This window comes from Sinorhizobium chiapasense (assembly GCF_045277575.1).
GTDB classification, from domain to species: domain Bacteria; phylum Pseudomonadota; class Alphaproteobacteria; order Rhizobiales; family Rhizobiaceae; genus Ensifer; species Ensifer chiapasense_A.
In genome coordinates, this window is sequence record NZ_CP144205.1 from 3,512,747 (window position 1) to 3,535,873 (window position 23,127).

General features: G+C 62.9%; 16 protein-coding genes. 6 read left to right on the forward strand and 10 right to left on the reverse strand.

Annotated features, from left to right (window positions below; translation table 11 throughout):
- The first annotated feature begins 63 nt into the window (after positions 1-63).
- Positions 64-885, forward strand: a complete 822-nt coding sequence (locus tag QM996_RS16890) for a lytic murein transglycosylase (protein ID WP_500268430.1) — start codon at positions 64-66, stop codon at positions 883-885.
- Positions 886-954: 69 nt separating this feature from the next.
- On the opposite strand, the gene QM996_RS16895 is transcribed toward QM996_RS16890, so the two are convergent.
- Together QM996_RS16895 and pdxY are read right to left on the reverse strand one after the other, a co-directional pair.
- On the reverse strand, positions 955-1,608 hold the full coding sequence (locus QM996_RS16895) for a carbonic anhydrase (RefSeq protein ID WP_429818893.1): 654 nt from the start codon (positions 1,606-1,608) through the stop codon (positions 955-957).
- A gap of 129 nt (positions 1,609-1,737) precedes the next feature.
- On the reverse strand, positions 1,738-2,619 hold the full coding sequence (gene pdxY / locus QM996_RS16900) for a pyridoxal kinase PdxY (RefSeq protein ID WP_500268431.1): 882 nt from the start codon (positions 2,617-2,619) through the stop codon (positions 1,738-1,740).
- Positions 2,620-2,904: 285 nt separating this feature from the next.
- On the opposite strand from pdxY, the gene QM996_RS16905 reads away from it, so the two are divergent.
- Together QM996_RS16905 and QM996_RS16910 are read left to right on the forward strand one after the other, a co-directional pair.
- On the forward strand, positions 2,905-7,698 hold the full coding sequence (locus QM996_RS16905) for an NAD-glutamate dehydrogenase (RefSeq protein WP_500268432.1): 4,794 nt from the start codon (positions 2,905-2,907) through the stop codon (positions 7,696-7,698).
- A gap of 185 nt (positions 7,699-7,883) precedes the next feature.
- The gene (locus QM996_RS16910) at positions 7,884-9,311 is read left to right on the forward strand and encodes an MFS transporter (protein WP_500268433.1); all 1,428 of its coding nucleotides are present in this window, start codon (positions 7,884-7,886) and stop codon (positions 9,309-9,311) included.
- Between the two features lie 57 nt (positions 9,312-9,368).
- On the opposite strand, the gene purH is transcribed toward QM996_RS16910, so the two are convergent.
- The 4 genes from purH to htpX form a co-directional block, all read right to left on the reverse strand.
- Positions 9,369-10,979, reverse strand: a complete 1,611-nt coding sequence (purH, locus tag QM996_RS16915; protein ID WP_500268434.1) for a bifunctional phosphoribosylaminoimidazolecarboxamide formyltransferase/inosine monophosphate cyclohydrolase — start codon at positions 10,977-10,979, stop codon at positions 9,369-9,371.
- A gap of 125 nt (positions 10,980-11,104) precedes the next feature.
- The gene (locus tag QM996_RS16920) at positions 11,105-12,787 is read right to left on the reverse strand and encodes a heparinase II/III family protein (RefSeq protein WP_500270342.1); all 1,683 of its coding nucleotides are present in this window, start codon (positions 12,785-12,787) and stop codon (positions 11,105-11,107) included.
- 216 nt (positions 12,788-13,003) lie between these two features.
- The gene (locus QM996_RS16925; protein WP_500268435.1) at positions 13,004-14,413 is read right to left on the reverse strand and encodes an RsmB/NOP family class I SAM-dependent RNA methyltransferase; all 1,410 of its coding nucleotides are present in this window, start codon (positions 14,411-14,413) and stop codon (positions 13,004-13,006) included.
- Complete coding sequence (htpX, locus tag QM996_RS16930; protein WP_500268436.1) at positions 14,413-15,372, reverse strand: zinc metalloprotease HtpX; 960 nt, start codon at positions 15,370-15,372, stop codon at positions 14,413-14,415. The genes QM996_RS16925 and htpX overlap by 1 nt, the downstream gene beginning before the upstream one ends.
- Before the next feature lie 124 nt (positions 15,373-15,496).
- Between htpX and QM996_RS16935 the strand changes: the two genes are divergently transcribed.
- Entirely contained in the window at positions 15,497-15,697 is a 201-nt protein-coding gene (locus QM996_RS16935; RefSeq protein WP_500268437.1) for a DUF1674 domain-containing protein, read from the forward strand.
- 170 nt (positions 15,698-15,867) lie between these two features.
- Here QM996_RS16935 and acs read toward each other — a convergent pair whose 3' ends face one another.
- Positions 15,868-17,817 carry an acetate--CoA ligase gene (gene acs / locus QM996_RS16940; protein WP_500268438.1) on the reverse strand — a complete coding sequence of 650 codons (1,950 nt, stop codon included), beginning with the start codon at positions 17,815-17,817 and terminating at the stop codon, positions 15,868-15,870.
- Positions 17,818-18,044: 227 nt separating this feature from the next.
- Between acs and QM996_RS16945 the strand changes: the two genes are divergently transcribed.
- Complete coding sequence (locus QM996_RS16945; RefSeq protein ID WP_500268439.1) at positions 18,045-18,746, forward strand: DUF1013 domain-containing protein; 702 nt, start codon at positions 18,045-18,047, stop codon at positions 18,744-18,746.
- A gap of 75 nt (positions 18,747-18,821) precedes the next feature.
- Here QM996_RS16945 and QM996_RS16950 read toward each other — a convergent pair whose 3' ends face one another.
- Complete coding sequence (locus QM996_RS16950) at positions 18,822-19,208, reverse strand: ectoine synthase (RefSeq protein WP_500268440.1); 387 nt, start codon at positions 19,206-19,208, stop codon at positions 18,822-18,824.
- 137 nt (positions 19,209-19,345) lie between these two features.
- On the opposite strand from QM996_RS16950, the gene QM996_RS16955 reads away from it, so the two are divergent.
- Positions 19,346-20,215: a LysR family transcriptional regulator gene (locus QM996_RS16955; RefSeq protein WP_500268441.1), complete on the forward strand. Its 870-nt coding sequence runs from the start codon at positions 19,346-19,348 to the stop codon at positions 20,213-20,215.
- Positions 20,216-20,260: 45 nt separating this feature from the next.
- Here QM996_RS16955 and QM996_RS16960 read toward each other — a convergent pair whose 3' ends face one another.
- Together QM996_RS16960 and QM996_RS16965 are read right to left on the reverse strand one after the other, a co-directional pair.
- Positions 20,261-22,168: an acyl-CoA synthetase family protein gene (locus QM996_RS16960; RefSeq protein ID WP_500268442.1), complete on the reverse strand. Its 1,908-nt coding sequence runs from the start codon at positions 22,166-22,168 to the stop codon at positions 20,261-20,263.
- A 191-nt stretch (positions 22,169-22,359) separates the two neighbouring features.
- Entirely contained in the window at positions 22,360-23,019 is a 660-nt protein-coding gene (locus QM996_RS16965; RefSeq protein ID WP_500268443.1) for a YggS family pyridoxal phosphate enzyme, read from the reverse strand.
- Between the last annotated feature and the right edge of the window lie 108 nt (positions 23,020-23,127).

A 23,127-nucleotide genomic window follows, 5' to 3' on the forward strand; every position in this document is an offset into this window, starting at 1 on the left:
CACCGCCGGCGAAGGCTGGCATTTTTTGAAAGCAACGAGATTCGGGCTATGACGGGGTATTTCATGCACAGGGCAAAGTGCGTAGCAGTGGGGCTTGCTGCCCTGATTTCGACTGCAGTTTTTCCGGCGGTGGCATCTGCCGCCCAATGCGGCAATGACGGAAGCGGCTTTGCTGCCTGGGTGCAGAACTTCAAGCAGGAGGCCTCCGGCAACGGGATCAGCCCTGCAGTCCTCGAACGCGCCCTGTCGAGCGTCTCCTACAACAAAGCGACGATCCGCGCCGACCGCGGCCAGAAGAGCTTCAAGCTGTCACTTGACCAGTTCATGCAGAAGCGCGGTGGCCAGGCGATCATTTCCCGCGGCAAGAAGATGAAGCAGCAGAACGCCGCGCTGTTCGCCAGCATCGAACAGCGTTTCGGCGTGCCGGCCGGCCCGTTGATCGCCATCTGGGGCATGGAGACCGGCTTCGGCGGCTTCATGGGCAAGGAGCATACGCTCTCGGCCGTGTCGACGCTTGCCTATGACTGCCGCCGCTCGGACTATTTCACCGACCAGCTCTATGCGGCACTGCAGCTCGTGCAGCGCGGCGACCTGAGCCCGGATGCGCACGGTGCTGCCCACGGCGAGATCGGCCAGACCCAGTTCCTGCCGGCCAACGTCTTGAAGTACGGCGTCGATGGCGATGGCAATGGCCACATCGACATGGTGCGTTCCAAGGCCGACGCGCTGGCTTCGACCGCCAACTTCCTGCGCGGCCACGGCTGGCAGCCGGGTGCAGGCTATCAGCCCGGCCAGGCGAACTTCGGTGCGATCCAGGGCTGGAACGCGGCAAGCGTCTACCAGCAGGCAATCGCCATCATCGGCGCGGAGATCGACGGCCTCTGATTTTTCGGATGTCCGACCTTTTCTGAGAAAGTCTCAAGCCCGGTTCGAATGGACCGGGCTTTTTACTGGCTACATGCCCGGGCGGGAGAAGTCGCCGGTCGCCGGGTCCATCACCCAGAGCTCGCCGGTCGAGATGTCGAACCAGGCGCCATGCAGGTGCAGCTTGCCCTTGGCCTCGAGGATCTGAACGCAGGGGAAGGTGCGCAGGTTTGCAAGCGAGTTGCGGATCGAGACCCGTTCGAGCGCACGCTGGCGCTCCGCCTGGGTCATGATGTCGTTGCTCTGAATCTGCTCGGCTGCCGGCTTCAGGAGGTGCATCCAGCGACCGATGAAATCACCAGGCGACAAGGGCTCGGCATCCGGATCAAGGGCCGCCTTGATGCCGCCGCAGCGGCCATGCCCCATCACGACGATATCGCTGACGCGCAGCGACTGCACGGCGAACTCCAGGGCGGCCGACGTCGAGTGATAGTGACCGTCGGGCTCATAGGGCGGCATCAGATTGGCAACGTTGCGCACGACGAAGAGTTCGCCCGGGCCGCTGTCGAAGATCGTTTCCGGCGCCGCGCGCGAATCGCAACAGGCAACGACCATCGTCTTCGGCTTCTGGCCGGTTTCCGCGAGTGCCTTGTAGCGTTTCTGCTGTTCGTTGAAGCGGCCATTCATGAAGTTGCGGTAGCCGTTCAGAAGGTGATCCGGAAAACGCTGCTGCTGCTTGTCCATCGGTTTCTCCGCTGCTGCTTCGAGCCAGGCGCGGGCCTTCGCCCGCATCACGCTCCAAGTCATGAAAATCATCATGATCTAAAGTTCAATCCACGATGTCTTCCAGACATCGTCGATGAACAGCTTCTTCTATTTTCGCCGTATCTGATTCGGATGCACCAGACGGCGCATCTGCACCATCGCCATCGGCGTCGAAAGGCTCGAGGCGTCCTGCTCGATCGTCAATTCATCGGCACCGCGCTTGACGCTGCGCGCGATGATCTCGAACACGCTCGCGGTCGCCATCTGCAATGCGCGCTCTTCTGACAGTCCTTCGAGAAGTCGCGCCAGGAACACGGCAGTCAGCAAGTCGCCTGTGCCATTCGGCGGGTTCTCGACGAGCCGATGCTCGGCGAGCAGCGCATGATTGCCCGAAAGGAAGAGGTTGCCCGTACCGCCGCTCATCATCGGCACTGCCGAGGTCACCAGCACGCGGGCCGGGCCGAGGCCGAGAGCGGCATCGAGAATCGCCGTATTCGTTTCCAGCGTGGCGCCGGAGAGCCAGGCAAGCTCGAAGCGGTTCGGTGTCGCCAGATTGGCAAGGGGCAGCAGCCGGTCGCGAATAGCCGCAGCGGTCGCCTCCGGAACATAGAGCCCGCCGGCATCGCCGATGACGGGATCGCAGGCATAGATGAGCTTGGGATTGCGCTCTCTGAGAGCGGCCACCAGTCGCGCGACATCTTCGGCCTGGCCGGCCGAGCCGAGATAGCCCGAAAGCACGGCGCGAACCTCGCCCACCCAGGGCGCGGCAATGAGATTGTCGATCACCGACTGGAAATCCGCATCCGGAATGGTGACGCGCGTCGAGCGCCCGTGCCCGGGATGCCAGGGAAGAATGACCGTCGGCAGCGCCCAGACCGGATGCCCCAGCGTCTCCAGCGCGAAGACTGCGGCCCGGTTGCCGACCTTGCCACGCACGACATGGCTCGAGATGACGATGACGGCGCCGGGCAGGGAGGGCATTTCGGGCATCGACGAGTCCAATCCTTCAGTCTAGAAACTCTGATCACCCGACTGTCACCGCCCTGTCAACAGCCGATGGCAGATAGGTCCCGCAGAAGCCGCTGGCGTTTTCGTGCTTTTTCATCGATTTTCGAGCAATTTTCGCGAAATTGCCTTCGTTTTAAATGGATTTAAGCTGTTTTCACGTGAAATTCTCCGATTTTGGGCTCGATTTTGCCGAAATCGGCGTAAAAAGCGGTCGCCATTAGCCATGGTTCTGATAGGGTTTGGCCTATCATGAGTGGGAGAGACTTCATGGGCGTGAAATACAATCCGAAGCGGGACAGACACATCGACGCAGCAAAGGCAGCCGCCATCAAACTGGGCGTCGAGGGGCTGGCGCCGGAAATCCTCTTCGGTGGGGCCAGCAACGACGACCTCGATCTCTATTCGGCGGACATGCTGGCGCTGATTGCAGCCCATGCGCACCGTGAACTCGCCCGCTGGGATGGCGGCAAGCCACAGGTTTCGGTGGAGAGCGTCGCCGGCGTCGCACCTGGCGGCACCGAGGTTTCGATCATCGCGATCACCGAACGCAACATGCCGTTCCTCTATGATTCGATCATGGGAGAGATCACCAGCACGCACCGCGACATTCACCTCGCGATCCACCCCATTCTGGTTCAGGAACCGGGCAAGCCGGCGAAGCTCTTCGATCCGGAAGAGGCAAGCGATCCGGCGCACCGCGTCAGCCACATCCAGATCCATCTGACCAAGCTCGCGCCCGTCGAGGCCGAACACCTCAGCAACCGCATTCGCGACGTGCTGGAGCAGGTGCATCAGACCGTGCACGACTGGCCGGCGATGACGGCGCTGCTCGACCAGGCCATGCAGGAACTCGAGGCCTACAACGCGTCGCGCAAGAAGAGCGACCGCGACGAGGCGCTCGCCTTCCTTCGCTGGCTGCGCGACAACAACTTCACCTTCCTCGGCATGCGCGAGTACACCTATTCGGGCAAGGGCGAGAAGGCAGCCGTCGAACGCGGCAAGGGCAGGGGCCTCGGCATTCTTTCCAACCCGGACGTACGCGTCCTGCGCCAGGGCAAGGACGCAGTGCTGACCACGCCGGAAATCCTCGCCTTCCTTGATGGCCCGGATTTCCTGATCGTCACCAAGGCCAACGTCAAGTCGGTCGTGCATCGCCGCGCCTATATGGACTATGTCGGCGTCAAGCGTTTCGATGCCGACGGTAATGTCACCGGGGAACTGCGCATCGTCGGCCTGTTCACCTCCACGGCCTACACCCGTCAGGCATCCGAGATCCCGCTGCTGCGCCACAAGATCGAGAAGATCGTCGATCACTTCGGCTACGACCCGCAGAGCCACTCCGGCAAGATGCTGGCGAACACGCTGGAATCCTATCCACGTGACGACCTGTTCCAGATCGATGTCGGCCTGCTTGCCGCCTTCTGCGAGCAGATCAACGAACTCGGCGACCGGCCGCGCATCCGCGTGCTGCCGCGCATCGACCATTTCGACCGTTTCGTCTCGGTCATCGTCTTCGTGCCGCGCGAACAGTATGATTCGGACGTTCGCGAGAAGATCGGCGACTACCTGAAGACGGTCTATGACGGCCGCGTCTCGGCTTACTACCCGGCCTTCCCGGAAGGCGGCCTTGCCCGCGTGCACTTCATCATCGGCCGTTCCGCCGGCAAGACCCCGCGCATTCCGCAGGCAAAGCTCGAGGAAGCTGTCCGCGAAATCGTGACGCGCTGGATCGACCGGTTCGATCTGCTCGCCCGCAAGGACGGCATCGCACTCAATGTCGACGAGGCCTACCAGTCGTTCTTCACCCCGGCGGAAGCCTATGCGGACCTCGCGGATATCGCCGCCTGCAAGACGGAAGATCCGATCCGGATCTCCTTCTATCACTACCCACGCGCCGTCACGCGTGCTGATACGGCGGAGCTCAAGATCTTCCATGCCGGCGAGCCCGTATCGCTGTCGCGCCGCGTGCCGCTACTCGAAAACCTCGGCTTCCGGGTGATCAGCGAGCAAACCTACGACATCGGCGTCAACGCCCATGGCGAAGACGAGCGCAAGGTCGTGCTGCACGACATGGAGCTGATCCACCGCGACGGGCACACGCTGAACCTCGACAAGACAGGCCCGGCCCTGGAAGAGGCCTTCCTCGCCGCCTGGAACGGCACGATCGAGGACGACAACTTCAACCGGCTGATCCTGCTTGCGGGCCTCAATGCCCGCGAAGTCACGGTGCTGCGCGCCTATGCCCGCTATCTGCGCCAGGCCGGCATCACCTATTCGCAGGGCTATATCGCCGACACGCTGAACAAGTATCCAGCGATCGCCGCCGATATCTTCAAGCTGTTCGTGACCCGCATGGATCCGAAGCTCGAGGAAAAGCCGCGTGCCAAGAAGTGCAGCGCCCTGCTTTCCGCGATCGAAGACGCGCTGTCAGCCGTTCCGAGCCTCGACGAAGACCGCATCCTGCGCCGCTACGTCAACGCGATCGAAGCGACGCTCAGGACCAACTACTTCCAGCACGACGCGGAGGGCAAGCCGCGCGCGGTTCTCGCCTTCAAGCTCTATCCGAAGCAGCTCGACGGCCTGCCAGAGCCGCGTCCGTTCCGCGAAATCTTCGTCTACGGCACCGAGGTCGAGGGCGTGCACTTACGCTTCGGCAAGGTCGCCCGTGGCGGCCTGCGCTGGTCGGACCGCGCTCAGGACTACCGCACGGAAGTGCTTGGCCTCGTCAAGGCGCAGCAGGTCAAGAACGCCGTCATCGTGCCGGTCGGCGCCAAGGGCGGCTTCTATCCGAAGCAGCTCCCGGTCGGCGGTACCCGTGACGAGGTCTTCAAGGCCGGTACCGAGGCCTACAAGACCTATATCCGCACCCTGCTTTCGGTGACCGACAACATCGTCGGCCAGGATATCGTGCCGCCGGCCGACACGCTGCGCCGCGACGGCGACGATCCCTATTTCGTCGTTGCCGCCGACAAGGGCACGGCAACCTTCTCCGACACCGCCAACGGCCTTGCGCAGGAAGCGGGCTTCTGGCTCGACGACGCCTTCGCCTCCGGCGGTTCCGCCGGCTACGACCACAAGAAGATGGGCATCACCGCTCGCGGCGCCTGGGAGACCGTCAAGCGGCACTTCCGCGAGATGGACATCGACATCCAGACGACGCCCTTCACCGTCGCCGGTGTCGGCGACATGTCGGGCGACGTCTTCGGCAACGGCATGCTGCTCTCGGAGAAGATCCGCCTGATCGCGGCCTTCGACCACCGCGACATCTTCATCGATCCGTCGCCGGATATCGAAGCCTCCTTTGCCGAGCGCAAACGTATGTTCGCCCTGCCGCGTTCGAGCTGGCAGGACTATGACCGCAAGACCCTTTCCGAGGGCGCGATGATCATCTCGCGTGCCGAGAAATCGGTGACGCTGACGCCGCAGGCGATGGCGGCCATCGGCCTCGACAAGCAGAAGGCGACCCCCTTCGAGATCATGAACGCGATCCTGAAGAGCCAGGTCGACCTGCTCTGGTTCGGCGGCATCGGCACCTATGTGCGCGGCAGCAACGAAACGGATGCGGAAGTCGGTGACCGCGCCAACGATGCCATCCGCGTGACGGCCGAAGAGGTCCGCGCCCGCGTCATCGGCGAGGGTGCCAACCTCGGTGTTACCCAGAAGGGCCGCATCGGCTTCGGCCTCAATGGCGGCCGCTGCAATTCGGATGCGATCGACAACTCGGCCGGCGTCAACTCCTCGGACGTCGAGGTCAACATCAAGATCGCGCTTGCTTCCGCCATGCGCGATGGTCGCCTGACCCGTGCGAAGCGCAACACGCTGCTCGCCTCGATGACCGAGGAAGTGGGCCATCTGGTGCTGCGCAACAACTACGAGCAATCGCTGGCGATCTCGCTGACTGCGATGCAGGGCCTCGGCAACCGCACGACACTTGGCCGGCTCATGACGCGCCTCGAGGCCGACGGCCATCTCAACCGCAAGGTCGAGACGCTGCCAACCGACCAGGCGATGACCGAGCGCTACCAGGCGGGCAAGCCTCTGACCCGCGCGGAAATCGGCGTGCTGCTGTCCTACTCCAAGCTCGTTCTCTTCGATGAGCTGATTGCGAGCGAACTGCCTGACGATCCGTACTTCACGGCAACGCTGGAGCGTTACTTCCCGGCGAAGATGCGCAAGGCCTATGCGGGCGACATCCGCGGGCATCGCCTGCGCCGCGAAATCATCGCGACGATCCTCGCCAATGAGGTGATCAACCGCGGCGGTCCCGCCTTCGTCTCGACCCTGACGGACGCCACCGGCTTCCTATCGGCCGATGTCGTCAAGGCCGCAGTGCTGGCACTCGACGGCTTCGACCTGCCGCGCATCTATGACGAGATCGACGCGCTCGACAACAAGATCGGCGGCGGCCTGCAGAACATCCTCTACCAGGAAGTCGGCCGCATCTTCACGCTCGTCACCGAGCGGGCATTGCGTACCCATGCGGCGACCGGCTCCGTCTCCGAGGCCGTATCGCGCCTGCGTGACGGCCTGCAGAAGCTGCGCGGCACGATGCGGACCGCGGTTTCCGGCGAGAGCGCCGAAGAAGCACGGCTGAAGACGGCGGCCTTCGTCGAAGGCGGCGTACCGGCCAAGCTCGCCGAGGAGATCTCGGAACTGGCGCTGATGACGCTCGTGCCGGAGATCATGCAGATTGCCGCTGAAACCGGCGAGACGCTGAGCCGCACGGCGCAGGGCTACTTCGCCGTCACCGATACGCTTCGGATCAACCGGCTGCTGGCGGCCTCCGATCGCGTTCCGGCAACGGAGCAGTTCGAGGCCATGGCCCTGTCACGGGCCGTGTCCGATATCGCCGCGGCACGGCGGGAGATCACCGCAGCGGCGCTGCGCGAGCAGAAGAAGGAGCGCAATCCGGTTGCCGCCTGGGAGGAGAGCGCGCGTGTCCGTGTCGCCCAGGCGACCGGACAGCTACAGCTCCTGACCGAGAAGGGCGAAACCACGCTCGCCAAGATCACGGTTGCTGCAGGTCTCCTCAACGACCTGGCGCGCGGACGGGCGAAGTGAGATGGTTCGCCCCGTATAGATCGGCGCGGATCGGATTGAACCGGTCCGCCTGAACAGAACGAACAGGGATGCCGGCAGTTTTTTCGCCCGGATCCTGCTCTGGACCTTTTGGAATCGGTCCGATTGAAGATAGGCTGCGCCGCGCGTTCCAGGGACGCGCGGCGCAGTCGTTTCGGGAGGGGACCTTGCAGATTTTGGCCGAGAGGACCGAAGAACAGCCGCGGACATCGCGGGCAGGCATCGCCGGCTGGATGCTGTTCGACTGGGCGGCGCAACCCTTCTTCACCGTCGTCACCACCTTCATCTTCGGCCCCTATTTCGTCTCCCGACTGACCGAGGATCACGCCGTCGGCCAGGCGATGTGGGGCTATACGCTGACCGTTTCCGGCATCATCATCGCGGTCCTTTCGCCAGTGCTTGGCGCCATCGCGGACGCGACCGGCCCGCGAAAGCCCTGGATCGCCTTCTTCGCCGTCATCAAGATCACATCGCTGGCCATGCTCTGGTTTGCAGCCCCGGGTTCGCCGATCCTCTATCCGGCGACCTTCATGGTGCTCGCCACCGTCGCGGCCGAATTCTCGATCGTCTTCAACGATTCGATGATGACCCGGCTGGTCGACGAGAAGAATGTCGGCCGCATCTCCAACATCGCCTGGGGTCTCGGCTATCTCGGCGGCATGATCGTGCTGATCGCCGTCGTCGCATTGCTTGCCGGCAACCCCGAAACCGGCAAGACGGCAGCCGGCATCGATCCCTTGTTCGGGCTGGATCCGGCAACGGGAGAGGACGCGCGCATCACCGGACCGATTTCAGCGCTTTGGTATTTCGTCTTCATCCTGCCGATGTTCCTGTTCACGCCTGATGCGACCAAGGCGACCATGTCGCTCGGCAAGGCGACCGTGACCGGCCTCAGAGAGCTCAAAGGCACGCTCGGCGAACTCAAGGAAAGAGCTGGCATTCTGCGCTTCCTGATCGCGCGCATGATCTTCCAGGACGGCGTCAACGGCCTTCTGGCACTCGGCGGCACCTTCGCCGCGGCCATGTTCGGCTGGCGGACGCTGGAACTCGGCATCTACGGCATCATTCTCAACGTCGTCGCCATCGGCGGCTGTCTCTATGCAAGCAGGCTCGACGCCCGGCTCGGTTCCAAGGCCATCGTCACCGCCAGCCTCATCTGCCTCATCATTGCGACGATAGGCATCGTCTCGACCGGCCCCGGCTTCACCGCCTTTGGCTTGATACCGCTACCGACAGACGACTCCGGTGCGCTCTTCGGCACCGCCGCCGAGAAAGCCTACATCCTCTATGGACTGCTGGTCGGCATCGCCTTCGGTCCCGTACAGGCCTCCTCGCGCTCCTATCTCGCCCGCAGCGTCAGTCCGGACGAGGCAGGCCGCTACTTCGGCCTCTATGCGCTCTCCGGCCGCGCCACCTCATTCCTCGCCCCGGCGGCGGTTGCCACGATCACGCTTGCCACCGACTCGGCCCGCACCGGCATGATGGCGCTCATCGTCTTCCTTGTGGTCGGTTTCCTGATCCTGCTGCGCACACCTTATCCAGCCGACACCAGGCACAAGAAGGCCGCCGAGTCCTGGGGACGCGACGGCCTCTGACTGTTGATTGTACAGGCAACTCCGGGACAAGCGTCAAACGCCTATCCCGGTGTCGTCTCAGTGACGGAAGTGGCGCATGCCGGTGAAGACCATGGCGACGCCATGTTCGTCGGCGGCGGCAATCACCTCTTCGTCGCGCATCGAACCACCCGGCTGGATGACGGCGGTCGCACCCGCGGCGATCGCCGAGAGCAGACCGTCGGCAAACGGCAGGAAGGCCTCGGAGGCGACAGCGGAGCCCTTGGTGAGCGGTGTTGCCAGGCCCAGGGCCTTGGCCGCTTCCTCGGCCTTGATTGCCGCGATGCGAGCGGAGTCGACGCGGCTCATCTGGCCGGCGCCGATGCCGGCGGTCTGGCCATCCTTCGCATAGACGATCGCGTTCGACTTGACGTGCTTCGCCACCTTGAAGGCGAACTTCATGTCCTCGAGTTCTTGGGGCGTCGGTGCCCGCTTGGTCACGACCTTGAGCTCGAGATCTTCGACCATGCCGTTGTCACGCGTCTGCACCAGCAGGCCGCCCGAGACGGTCTTGGCCGCAAGGCCTGGGATGCGCGGGTCCGGCAGGCCGCCGGTCGAAAGCAGGCGCAGGTTCGGCTTGCGGGCGATCACGGCCTTGGCCGCGTCACTGACGGACGGAGCGATGATCACTTCGGTGAACAGCTTGACGATTTCTTCCGCCGTTTCCGCATCGAGTTCCTGGTTGAGCGCGATGATGCCACCGAAGGCCGAGGTGGAATCGCAGGCAAGCGCCCGGCGATAGGCTTCGGCAAGCGTCGGCGCGGTGGCAACGCCGCACGGATTGGCATGCTTGATGATGGCGCAGGCCGGCGCCTTCTCCGGCAGGAATTCGCCGACGAGTTCGAAGGCGGCATCCGTATCGTTGATGTTGTTGTAGGAAAGCTGCTTGCCCTGCAGCAGCGTCGCGGTGGCGACGCCCGGACGATTCTCGCCGGTGAGATAGAAGCCCGCCTTCTGATGCGGGTTCTCGCCGTAACGCATTTCTTCCTTGAGCACGCCACCGATGACCCGGTGGCGCGGCATCGGCGTATCCAGCGCTTCGGCAAACCAGTTGGAGATGGCCGCATCGTAAGCCGCAGTGCGGGCATAGGCCTTGGCCGCCATCTTCTGGCGGAACGCATAGGTCGTCTTGCCGCCAGCAAGCTCGTCCAACAGCACCGGATAATCGGCCGGATCCGTGACGATCGTCACATAGGCATGGTTCTTGGCCGAGGCGCGGATCATCGCCGGGCCGCCGATGTCGATATTCTCGACGGTCGTCGGGTAGTCGCCGCCTTGGGCCCGGACTTCTTCGAAGGGATAGAGGTTGATGATCGCGAGGTCGATCGCGGTAATGCCGTGCGTCGACATGGCAGCGACGTGCTCGACATCGTCACGGATTGCCAGCAGGCCGCCATGCACGCCCGGATGCAGCGTTTTCACGCGGCCATCCATGACTTCAGGAAAACCGGTTAGTTCGGAAACGTCGCTCACCGGCAGACCGGCCTCCGAAAGTGCTTTGTGTGTGCCGCCGGTCGATACGAGCCGGATACCCTTCTCGTGAAGGGAACGCGCCAGATCGACGACGCCGGTCTTGTCGGAGACGGAGAGGAGGGCGGTGCGGACCGTAACCTCGTTCGGGGCGGGGATTTTCTTGGAGGCGACAGCCATCAACCATGCTCCTTTGGCGGCGCCGGACGCCCGGGAGGATGCTCCGGCGGTTGGGATGGCTGCCCGTTAGCATAGCTTGCCGGTCGAAGGAACCTCCACGAGACGGCAGGGCTAAAATAAGCACCTCAGTTCGCGCGCGAGAAGGTCCACTGGATCTCCGGCTGGCGGGCAACGGCGAAGGTTATGGTCAGTTGCGATGACGCGCGGATGCCGGAAGGATCGGCAAAGAAGATATCCTCTTCGACCGCGAGCTCTCCGTCCTGGCAGGCAAAGAGCCAGATCTCGCCATCCGGCGCGGTCAGAAAGATCTCGCGCGCATTGTTCTGGCGGATGCCGACCGCCGGATGAATATGGAAGCGGGCGACCGCGGTGGCCGTATCGCCTTCGTCCGGATCACTGCCGTCGGCACGCGACAGCCGGTCGCGACCGCGGATCATGCGGCCGCCGTTCAGGACGCCAATATCACGCTCGTGCACCAGGCCGAAGGCGGCAAGATAACCGTCATGACTTGCCGTCACCGACTCCAGCCCACCCGGCTCGTCCTTGCGCGCCACCGCGACCTTGGAAACGCCTGTCGTCATGATCGGCCCGAGAAAGCGCGACTGCGAGAAGCGTGACGAGGACGTGTCGTTGACGGTCACCGTCGAATGCGCGGCGGTCGCGCGCGACATCTGCCTGAAACGATCGCCGGCAAATTTCGGTGCGCCCGAATTGACGACGAAGCGAGTCTTGCCCGAGGACATTTCGAAGGACAGGCAGCCGGCATGGGCGCTACGCGAAAGATCGACGGACAGCGGCCGGCCGGTATCCATGATGACAACCGTGTTCTCGATCGCCAAACGCTCGTAATGCGCATGGGGCAGAGACCGGAACGGTTCACCTGCCGTCTCGTCGTAACGCAGCACCGAGGCCAGTTCATGCGCAAGGACCGAGGTCGCGCCATTGAACAGCGCGAGCTCCCCGCCCTGATGCCGGAAGAAACGCAGCGCCGGATACATCCGGTCTATGCAGGGGATCAGCCGCGACGGCACGTCATGGCCGAGATTGACGTAGGTCTGCCGGAGCGGCAGCAGATCGAGCAGCAGTTCGAGCCCGGCCCGCGGGCTGCGCGAGCAATGGCTGCCATCCGGCAGGATCTGGCGGTCGAGTTCGAGGTCGAGGTGGCGCGAGGCTTTGCGAATGGCGCTCGGCGAAGCCGGCATGGCGACCGACGCCATGGCAAGCGCAAGCCGCACCCGAAGCCGCGCCTCGCCGTCGCGCACCGTATCAGCGATATGACGAAGATAACGCACCTGAAGCGCGAGGCTCTTCAGGAAACGGCGATAGAAACCGTGTTCCGCGTTGCGCAGAACCACAGGCGAGTGGGAAAGCCAGGCAATGATGCGCTGGGCGATGATATCAGGATCCCAGGCAAGGCCGCCGAGATCGCGGCCATGGGTGGCGATCCAGTCGTCGACAATCTGGCGCAAGCGCACGTAGCCGGCGTCCTCGCGGATCGCACGCAGATGTCTCAGCCAGCCGAAGGAGTGGAGACGCGCCGCAAACTCGCGCGACGGAAGATCGATCTCGAACGGCGAGTCGCCTTCCGTATCGAGAACGCGGCCAGCAAGCGGGAAACGCCCGGCGAGGATTTCCTCGGCGACAAAGGGATCGACGGCCCTAAGGTCGGTCGGCGCGACGATCAGGCGGTTCGGCGTCGAGCCGGTGAAACGCAGGGTGGAGACGCGGCCGATCGACAGCCGGCGCGACACGCGGCGCCAGCCTTCACGCACATATAGGTAAGAAAGCCTCCGCCTGCCGGAAAACAACCTCAACGCCGCCGGTTTCCTCATTTCTGGCACGACCGCTCAAACATCTGAACGGGCGATGGTCTCGCGCCAGCCGCCGCATGGTGCCAGAGAGACCGTTAAACTTTTATCAATCTTGCCACCTTTGATAGGCCTCTGGCGCGAAAGCGTCAAATGACGCGACAAAACAGGGCCTTGAGCCCCATTCTGACGGGCCCTGAGCGCGGGCCAGTTGTGTTATTTGCGGCGAATCACTGCCGCGTAGAAGCCATCGAGCCCACTGGCAAAGGGCGCATCGAGCGGCAGCATGGCCGGCGTGGTGCGCATCTCGCCGAGCGGCGTGATTGCGTCCTCCAGCCCCGGCCAATCCGCAGCCGAGATCGCAACCCGCTCATAGGCGGCGCCGGAACCGACCACTCGTTCGACGACCTCTTCGCCTTCGAGCGGATCGAGGGAACAATTGGAGAAGACGACAATGCCGCCGGGCTTGACCACGGTGAGCGCGTGGCGGAGCAACCGCTCCTGCAAGGCGGCGAGCTTGGCGATATCCTCCGGGCCCTTGGTCCACAGCACGTCGGGGTGACGACGCGTCGTACCGGTGGAAGAGCAGGGGGCGTCGAGCAGGGCCGCATCGAACAGCGTTTCCGGCTGGAAGTCAGCCATGTTGACTTCTTTCGTCTCCGCCTCCAGGCCGAGCCGCTTCAGATTGCCCTTCAGCCGGCGCAAGCGGCTGCCGGACTGATCAAGCGCCGTCACTTCAGCCCCGGCGAGGATGAGCTGAGCGGTCTTGCCGCCCGGTGCGGCACAGAGATCGACGACCCGCTTGCCGCTGAGGTCGCCGAACAGCCGCGCCGGTATCGATGCGGCAGCGTCCTGAACCCACCAGGCGCCCTCTTCGAATCCGGCTAAGGAAGGAATGGCGCCGGAGAATGCGCCGAGACGAACCGAGCCCGTCGGCAAGACGGTGCCACCAAGACGCTCGGCCCAGCTTGCCGGTTCCGCTTTGACCGATAGATCGATTGCCGCCGGTGTGAGCTGCGCTTCGGCGATCTGCTGGGCTGGTCCAGCGCCATAGCGGGCGACCAGGCGCTCGAAGAACCATTCCGGCATCGCAGGCACATGCCGCATGCTTTCGAGAATGGCATCCTTCTCACGCGACAGGCGCCGAAGGACCGCATTCACGAGATTGGCAAAACGCCGATTGCGCGGATCCGCCTGCGCCTGCTCGACGGCGAGGTCGACGGCGGAATGGTCAGGCACATCGAGATAGAGGATCTGCGCTGCCGCCACGGCAAGCACGTGCTCGAGCGCGCGTGCGCCCTCCGGCAAAGGCGTCTGCAGCAGCGAACCGATTGCGGCCTGGATGCGTGGCAGATGGCGAAGTGCGGAGTTCAGGATTGCCCGAACCAGAGCGCGGTCGGCCTCGTTGAGCTCGCGGTAGGCCGGATTGCCGTGCTCGCTGTCGAGCATCCCGTCGAGCGAAGTCTTGCGGTCGATGACCGCGGCCAGAATTTTTGCGGCGGCCTGGCGCGCTCTGAGACCCGGTTTTTCCGGGCCGCGCGGCGCGGCGGGCTTCTTCGATTTCGCCGCGGCGCCGTTTCGATGTGATCGTTTCGGACGTGAATCGTTTTTATTTTCTGCGGACATCAGGACCAGGGACCTTTGGGCGGTTCGGAACCACCGCGACCCCAACCGGTAGAAGGCACAGAGCGCGATTTGCGCACGGGATTATCAGCACGAACCGGCGGCGTCGAGACCGAAGACATTTCCTGGGCCATCTGCTGAAGAGCCGCAATCCGGTTTTCCGTGTTCGGATGGGTCGAGAACAGATTGTCCATGCGCTCGCCGGAGAGCGGATTGATGATGAACATATGCGCCGTCGCCGGATTGCGCTCGGCGTCGTCATTGTGAATCCGATGGGCAGCACCGGCGATCTTCTCCAGCGCGGAGGCCAGCGCCAGGGGCTTGCCACAGATCTCGGCGCCGCGCCGGTCTGCCGAGTATTCACGGGTACGGCTGATCGCCATCTGCACCAGCATCGCCGCCAGCGGTGCCACGATCATGGCGACCAGCGTGCCAATGAAACCCAACGAGTTGTTGTTTTCGCGGTTGCCACTAAAGAAGAAGGCAAAGTTGCCGAGCATCGAGATCGCACCCGCAAGCGTCGCCGTCAGCGTCATCGTGAGGGTGTCACGATTTTGGACGTGTGCCAGTTCATGCGCCATCACGCCCGCGACCTCATCATAGCTCAGCGCATGCAGCAGGCCGGTCGAGGCGGCTACCGCGGCATTTTCCGGGTTGCGACCGGTGGCGAACGCATTCGGCTGCGGGCTGTCGATGACATAGACGCGCGGCATCGGCAGGCCGGCATTTCTGGCAAGGTCACGGACGATGCCGTAATATTCCGGTGCGCTGCGTTCATCGACTTCCTGGGCGCGATACATGCGCAGCACCATCTTGTCGGAGTTCCAGTAGGAGAAGAAGTTCATGCCCGCAGCGATGACGAAGGCGATCATCATGCCGCCACGTCCACCGATGGCGAGGCCTACCGCCATGAACAGGGCGGTCATGACTGCAAGCAGCATGGCGGTGCGGACAAGGTTCATCAAAGTCTCCGGATCGTCGATGTTTCACGTGAATCAGGGTTCCCGTACTGGGAACGGCATCCTATATGATGGGTGCAAATGCCCCATTCTTCAATATTGATGCTCGAATCCGGATACCGTTCAGATGCAGAACGACAATGACAATGCTCCCGATCGTCCGAGGCGACCACTGCCGCCTGCAGCCATACGCGCGCTGAAGGAAGCCGAAGAGCGACGTCGGGCGGAGATCAAGACGGAACTGCCGCCGGAAATCGGCGGGCGCGGCGGTGAAGATCCTGCCCGCTACGGCGACTGGGAGATCAAGGGTCGGGCGATCGATTTCTGAATCTGAGACTGCAAGCTGTCAGCCCCTTAGCCGCGATCTGAATCCGGCTCATAAAGTCGCAACGGGCGCAAAACAGGCACGTCGCGACCCGCACTTCCCTTCCGAAGCTTATTTGTTTCGATCGAAACGGCCGCTGCCCATCCCAATGGGATACGCAGCGGCCGAAAAATTCAGGCCCTGTTCTGGCGGTTGGCGATCAGATCGTCGACGACAGCCGGATCGGCGAGCGTTGACGTATCGCCGAGCGTTCCGAAATCGTCTTCGGCGATCTTGCGCAGGATGCGCCGCATGATCTTGCCCGAGCGGGTCTTCGGCAGGCCGGGCGCAAACTGGATCTTGTCAGGCGTGGCGATCGGTCCGATTTCCGAACGAACGTGCTTCACCAGAGCTGCGCGAAGATCATCATTGCCGACTTCGCCGGCCATCAGCGAGACATAGCAGTAGATGCCCTGGCCCTTGATCGGATGCGGGTAGCCGACGACGGCGGCTTCCGAGACCAGGTGATGCGACACCAGCGCGGATTCGACTTCAGCCGTGCCGAGACGGTGGCCCGAGACATTGAGAACGTCGTCGACACGACCGGTGATCCAGTAATAGCCGTCCTCATCGCGACGGCAGCCGTCACCGGTAAAATACTTGCCCTTGTAGGTGGCGAAGTAGGTCTGGCCGAAACGCGCGTGATCGCCATAGATCGTGCGCATCTGCCCCGGCCAGCTATCAATGATGCAGAGGTTACCGTCGGCAGGGCCCTCGAGCACGTTGCCCTCATTGTCGACGAGCTGCGGCTGCACACCGAAGAACGGCCGGGTGGCGGAACCGGGCTTGAGGTCGGTCGCGCCCGGCAGCGGCGTGATCAGAATGCCGCCGGTCTCCGTCTGCCACCAGGTATCGACGATCGGCGACTTCTGCTCGCCAACGACGTTGTAGTACCACTCCCAGGCTTCCGGGTTGATGGGCTCACCGACCGAGCCGAGCAGGCGCAGCGACGAGCGCGACGAGCGCTTGACGAACTCGTCGCCAGCCCCCATCAGCGAGCGGATCGCCGTCGGCGCCGTGTAAAAGATATTGACCTTGTGCTTGTCGACCACTTCCCAGAAGCGTCCGGCATCCGGGAAATTCGGAACACCTTCAAACATCACGGTCGTCGCCGCATTCGCGAGCGGACCATAGACGATATAGGAGTGGCCGGTGACCCAGCCGACGTCGGCCGTGCACCAGTAGATATCACCGTCACGGTAGTCGAAGACATATTCATGCGTCATCGATGCGTAGACGAGGTAACCGCCGGTCGTGTGCAGCACGCCCTTCGGCTTGCCGGTCGAGCCCGAGGTATAGAGGATGAACAGCGGATCTTCCGCCTTCATCTTCGCCGGCTCGCAATGCGGCTTCACGGTCGCGATTTCCTGGTGATACCAGAGGTCGCGGCCAGGTGCCCAGGCGGTCTTGCCGCCGGTGCGGCGGACCACCAGCACCTTGTTGACGATGACATGCTGCTTGGCCGCGATATCGATCGCCGTGTCGGTGTTTTCCTTGAGCGGCACCGGCTTGCCGCCGCGCACGCCCTCGTCGCAGGTGATGACGAAGGTGGATTCGCAGTCGACGATACGGCCGGCAAGCGCGTCCGGCGAGAAACCGCCAAAGACGACGGAATGGATCGCCCCGATGCGGGCGCAGGCGAGCATCGCATAGGCCGCTTCCGGGATCATCGGCATATAGATGGTGACGCGGTCGCCCTTCTTGACGCCGTGCTTCTTCAGCACGTTGGCGAGGCGACAAACCTGCTCGTAGAGCTGGTTGTAGGTGATCTTCTTGTCGATATAGGGATTGTCGCCTTCCCAGATGATCGCGGTCTTCTCGCCATGCGTCTTCAGGTGGCGGTCGATACAGTTGTAGGAGACGTTGGTCAGGCCGTCTTCGTACCACTTGATCGAAACCTTGCCCTTGAAGGAGGTGTTCTTGACCTTGGTATAGGGCTTGAACCAATCGATCCGTTTGCCGTGTTTGCCCCAGAACTTTGCCGGGTCCGAAACACTCTCCTCGTACCACTTCAGGTAAGTGGCGTTGTCGAGCAGCGTCCGGCTCTTGGCAGACTTCAACACCGGATAGATCTTGGCGGACATTTTTTCCTCCCTGCGCATTTCGATGCCGGGCGACCCCTCCCCGGGGCGCTCGCTTCGCGCACATTCATAGCAGGTCAAATCCCCGCCGCAATTAGACAAAAGGACATTTGGAACTGAAGAATTGCAATTTTGAGACAAGGACGGTATAGAGGCCCACATTTCCCGGAAATCAGTGGTAGACTCCACGGCCCGCGACACCGGCGCGGACGGACAAAAGGACTATATCCATGGCTCAGCAACTGCTTATGCCCAAGGCAACAGCCGTCTGGCTCGTTGACAATACCGCGCTGTCCTTCGACCAGATCGCGCAGTTTTGCAAGCTGCACCCGCTTGAAGTGAAGGCGATCGCCGACGGTGAATCCGCGCAGGGCATCAAGGGCCTCGACCCGATTGCCACCGGCCAGCTTTCGCGTGACGAGATCGCGCGCGCAGAAGGAAACCCCAACCACAAGCTGAAGCTTTCGGAGCCGAAGGTCCGCGTTCCCGATTCCAAGCGTAAGGGTCCGCGCTACACGCCGGTCTCCAAGCGCCAGGATCGCCCCAACGCCATTCTCTGGCTCGTACGCAACCATCCCGAGTTGAAGGATGCGCAGATTTCGCGCCTCGTCGGCACGACCAAGTCGACGATCGAGCAGATCCGCGAGCGCACCCACTGGAACTCCGCCAACCTGACGCCGATGGATCCGGTGACCCTCGGCCTGTGCTCGCAGATCGACCTCGACCTGGAAGTCGAACGCGCGTCCAAGGGCCGTCCGCTGCCGACGGCTGCCGAACTCGGCCAGACGCTGGAATCGGCTCAGGAAACCGAAAAGCTCGGCTTCAGCTACGAGCGCGAAGAGGAGAAGGAAATCGATGCCGATGCCGTCTTCGCCAAGCTCAAGTCGCTGAAGTCGGACCGCAAGGACGAGGACGACGACGATCAGTTCTGATCGCCGTCCAGTTCGACCAGAAAAGCCCGGATCGACGATCCGGGCTTTTTTGTTGGCCTTTGCCCAATAAAGTGTTCAGTAAGCCGAACCAGACGGATCGTTGAGGTTGTGGCGCTCGGTCCCTTTGAGCGGCGGATTAAAGATGCTGACGAGGATCAGATCCTCGTCCTTGCCACCGCGGAGATAGTGCTTGTCGTGCTGGTCCAGCACGTAGATGTCGCCCTTGTTGATCGGGAAGACCTTGCCCTGCATGTCCTCGACCTCACCGTGGCCGGCGATGCAGTAGCACGCCTCCAGATGGTTGCGGTACTCGAGCAGCGAGACGGTGCCAGCGCGCACGACCGTGTGGCATACGGTGAATCCCATGCCATCCTTCTCGGTAAGCAGGCGGTGGCTGGTACCGCTGCCCCATTCGACGAAATGATCGGTTGCTTCGACCTGCTGCAGGCTGCGCACGAACATGGGCCTCTCCATCTGTCAAGATTTCTAATGTTTCCGGGCAAGCTTCCCGCTCATTCCCGCGATGAAACCAGTATCCGTTGACATCGGCAGCCGATCAAACGACGATTCCTCACGGAATAGATGAGGAAATCTTACAGATGACATTGCCGCCACTTGGCATGCTGCGCGCCTTCGAAGCCGCGGCGCGTTTGGCAAGTTTCTCCCGCGCAGGGGACGAACTGCACGTGACCCATGCGGCCGTCAGCCACCAGATCCGCCTGCTGGAGGAGTGGTTCGGCCGGCCGCTCTTCGTGCGGGAGAAGCGTGGTGTGCGGCTGGCGGCGGAAGCCGAGAGCCTGGCAGCAACGCTGACATCGGCCTTCGAGCGCATCGCCGCGGAAACGGAGTTGCTGCGGCTGAATGCCAAGGCGCAAGTGAGCGTCGCCTGTATTCCTTCGATCGCCACTCGCTGGCTGATACCGGCACTCGGAGAGTTTCTCCGCGATCACCCGGAGGTCGACGTCAAGGTCGTCTACGCCATGGCGGAGCAGCAATTGCGCGAAACCGGCTGCGATATCCTCATTACCCTCGGCGCCGACACAAGCGAAGGGACGCGCTCAGACCGGCTGTTTTCACGAATCAACCGGCCGGTTGCCAGCCCACGCTACATCGAACGAAAAGGGGATCTGAGGACGGCGCCGGCGATCACTTCCGCCGATCTGCTGCATGACGAGACAACCTCACGCTGGCGCGATTGGTTCGCCAAGGCAGGGGTGGTAGTGGGGCAAACTCTGCGGGGTCCCATCTTCCAGGACTTCAACCTTCTCGCCACGGCCGTCATCGCCGGCCATGGCGTGGCACTTTGCCCGGTCGAGGTCTTCCGGCGCGAAATCGAGAGCGGCGACCTCGTGATCCTCTCCGGTATCGCCACGCTCGAAAACGAAAGCTATTTTCTCATCACCAAGACGGCACGCTCAAAGGCGGTGTCGGCCTTCAGCGACTGGTTCGCGATGGTTGCCAGGTCTTGATGCGAGCGCCGCGGCGCTCACATCATAAGCCGGCTCAGAAAGCCTCTAGATACCGATCCCCCGGCCATGCAAGGCCACGGTGATCTCGTCGAGGATAAGCGGATCGTCGATTGTCGCCGGCATTTTCCAGGGTTGCCGATCGGCGATCTTCTGGATCGTTGCCCGCAGGATCTTGCCCGAGCGCGTCTTCGGCAGCCGCTTGACACAGATCGCCAGCCGGAAAGCCGCCACCGGCCCGATACGCTCGCGCACGAGGCTGATCACTTCGCGTTCGATCTCCGACGTTTCACGGGAAACATTGGAGTTGATCACCAGAAAGCCCGCCGGCACCTGGCCTTTCAGATCGTCTGCGATGCCGATGACGGCGCATTCGGCGACATCGGGATGGCTGGCGCAGACTTCCTCCATAGCCCCGGTCGAGAGGCGATGACCGGCAACATTGATGATGTCGTCGGTGCGCGCCATGATGAAAATATAGCCGTCGTCGTCGAGGTAACCGGCGTCAGCGGTCTTGTAGTAGCCGGGAAACTCGTCGAGATAGGCCGCGCGGAAGCGATGGTCGGCATTCCAGAGCGTCGGCAGGCAGCCGGGCGGCAGCGGCAGTTTCACGACGACGTTGCCGAGCGTCCCCGGGTCGACCGGATGCCCGGCATCGTCGAGGATCTGGACGTCATATCCCGGCAGCGGAACGGACGGCGAACCGTATTTGACCGGCAACAGGCCGAGGCCCATAGGATTGCCGGCCACGGGCCACCCAGTCTCCGTCTGCCACCAGTGGTCGATGACGGGCACGCCCAGCGCCTTCTCGGCCCAGCGGATCGTGTCAGGGTCCGCCCGCTCTCCGGCAAGGAACAGCGCACGGAACCGCGACAGGTCATAGCGGCCGACATGGGAAGCGTCGGGATCCTCCTTGCGGATCGCCCGCAGTGCCGTCGGCGCCGTGAACATCACCACGACGCCGTGCTCGGCAATAATCCGCCAATAGGTTCCGGGATCGGGCGTTCCGACCGGCTTGCCTTCGAAGAGGATCGAGGTGCTGCCGTTCAGGAGCGGCCCATAGACGATATAGGAGTGGCCGACGACCCAGCCGATGTCGGAGGCGGCCCAGAACACTTCGCCCGGCTGCACGCCGAAGAAATTCTCCATCGACCATTTGAGCGCGACCATATGGCCGCCATTGTCGCGCACCACGCCCTTGGGCTGGCCGGTCGTGCCTGATGTGTAGAGCACATAAAGCGGATCGGTGGAGACAACGGGCGTGCATCCGACCTCTTCGCCCGCCTGCTTCGCCGACGCCAGTGCCGCAGCGAAATCGATGTCGCGTCCCTCCGTCATCGCGGCTTCCGCCATTTCGCGCTGGAAGACGAGGCAATGCGCCGGCTTGTGGGTGGCGATCTCCAGCGCCGCATCAAGCAGCGGCTTATAGGCGACGGTCCGGCCGGGTTCGATGCCGCAGCTTGCGGAAACCACGAGCTTCGCCTGGCAATCGTCGATACGCACCGCCAGTTCGTTGGCGGCAAAACCGCCGAAGACCACGGAATGGACGGCGCCAATCCGGGCGGCAGCAAGCATGGCAACCGCCGCCTGCGGGATCATCGGCATATAGATGATGATACGGTCGCCCTTGCCAACGCCGAGCTTCCGATAGACGGCGGCCAGCGCCTTCACGTCGGCAAGCAGTGCCGCATAGGAAATGCGCTCGACCCGACCGGTGACCGGGCTGTCATAGATAAAGGCAATCTGCTCTCCGCGCCCTGCTTCGACATGACGGTCGAGACAGTTGTAGCAGGTATTCGTCAGGCCATCGGCATACCAGTGCCCATAGGTGCCACGCTCGGCATCAAAGGTCCGTTGCGGACGTTCGAACCAATCGATGGCGTCGGCGGCACCAGACCAGAAACCCTGCGGATCCGCCTTCCAGGCGGCGTACACTTCGGAATAGCGACTCGCCATTTCCGTTCCTCCCTATGCATGTTGCCGGACATGTCCGGCCTCCTCGTGCACAAGGATAGGCTAATGAGTGGGCAGGGGAACCCCGACGAAAGCGGTATGCGTCGCGCTCGAGCAATTCCAGCGAAAGCTGACGGGGTTTCGCGTCCGGAATTGTGCAAGAACAACGAGATGGAACGTTCGACGCGCTGTCGTCAGCGCGCGCCGAAAATGGCCGAACCGACGCGAACGCTGGTGGCGCCGAACTGGATGGCCGTCTCGAAATCGCCGGACATGCCCATCGACAGCTTGTCGAGCTTGCAGGCTGCGGCGAGCTTGGCAAGCAGCGCAAAATGCGGGCCGGGATTTTCCTCGACCGGCGGAATGCACATCAGCCCCTCGATCTGAAGGCCCAGCTCCCGGCGGCAGAGATCGACGAAGGCGACCGTCTCTTCCGGTGCGATGCCGGCCTTCTGCGGCTCGAGCCCGGTGTTGACCTGTATGTAAAAACTGAGGTTCCGACCCTGCTTCTGCATCTCTGCCGCAAGCGCACGAGCAATCTTCTCGCGGTCGACGGTCTCGATGACGTCGAACAGGGCCACGGCTTCGGCCGCCTTGTTCGATTGCAGCGGGCCGATCAGGTGGAGTTCGAGGCCTGGTGTCTCGGCCTTCAGCTCCGGCCACTTGCCCTGCGCTTCCTGCACCCGGTTTTCGCCAAAGACCCGCTGGCCCGCCACGATCACCGGCCGGATGGCATCGGCGTCGAAGGTCTTGGAAACCGCGACCAGCGTAACGGCGCCCTTGGCGCGATCGGCAGACTTCTCCGCCGCATGAATCCGGCTCACGACATCCTGCAACCGCTCTTGGACTTCCATCGACCTGTTCTCCGACAAGGAACCATCAAACCACTGACGAAGCGGCTTAGGCAAACTTGACCGACTTGCCAAGGCCGTGACCACACCGGCAGGCTCAAATCCGCCAAA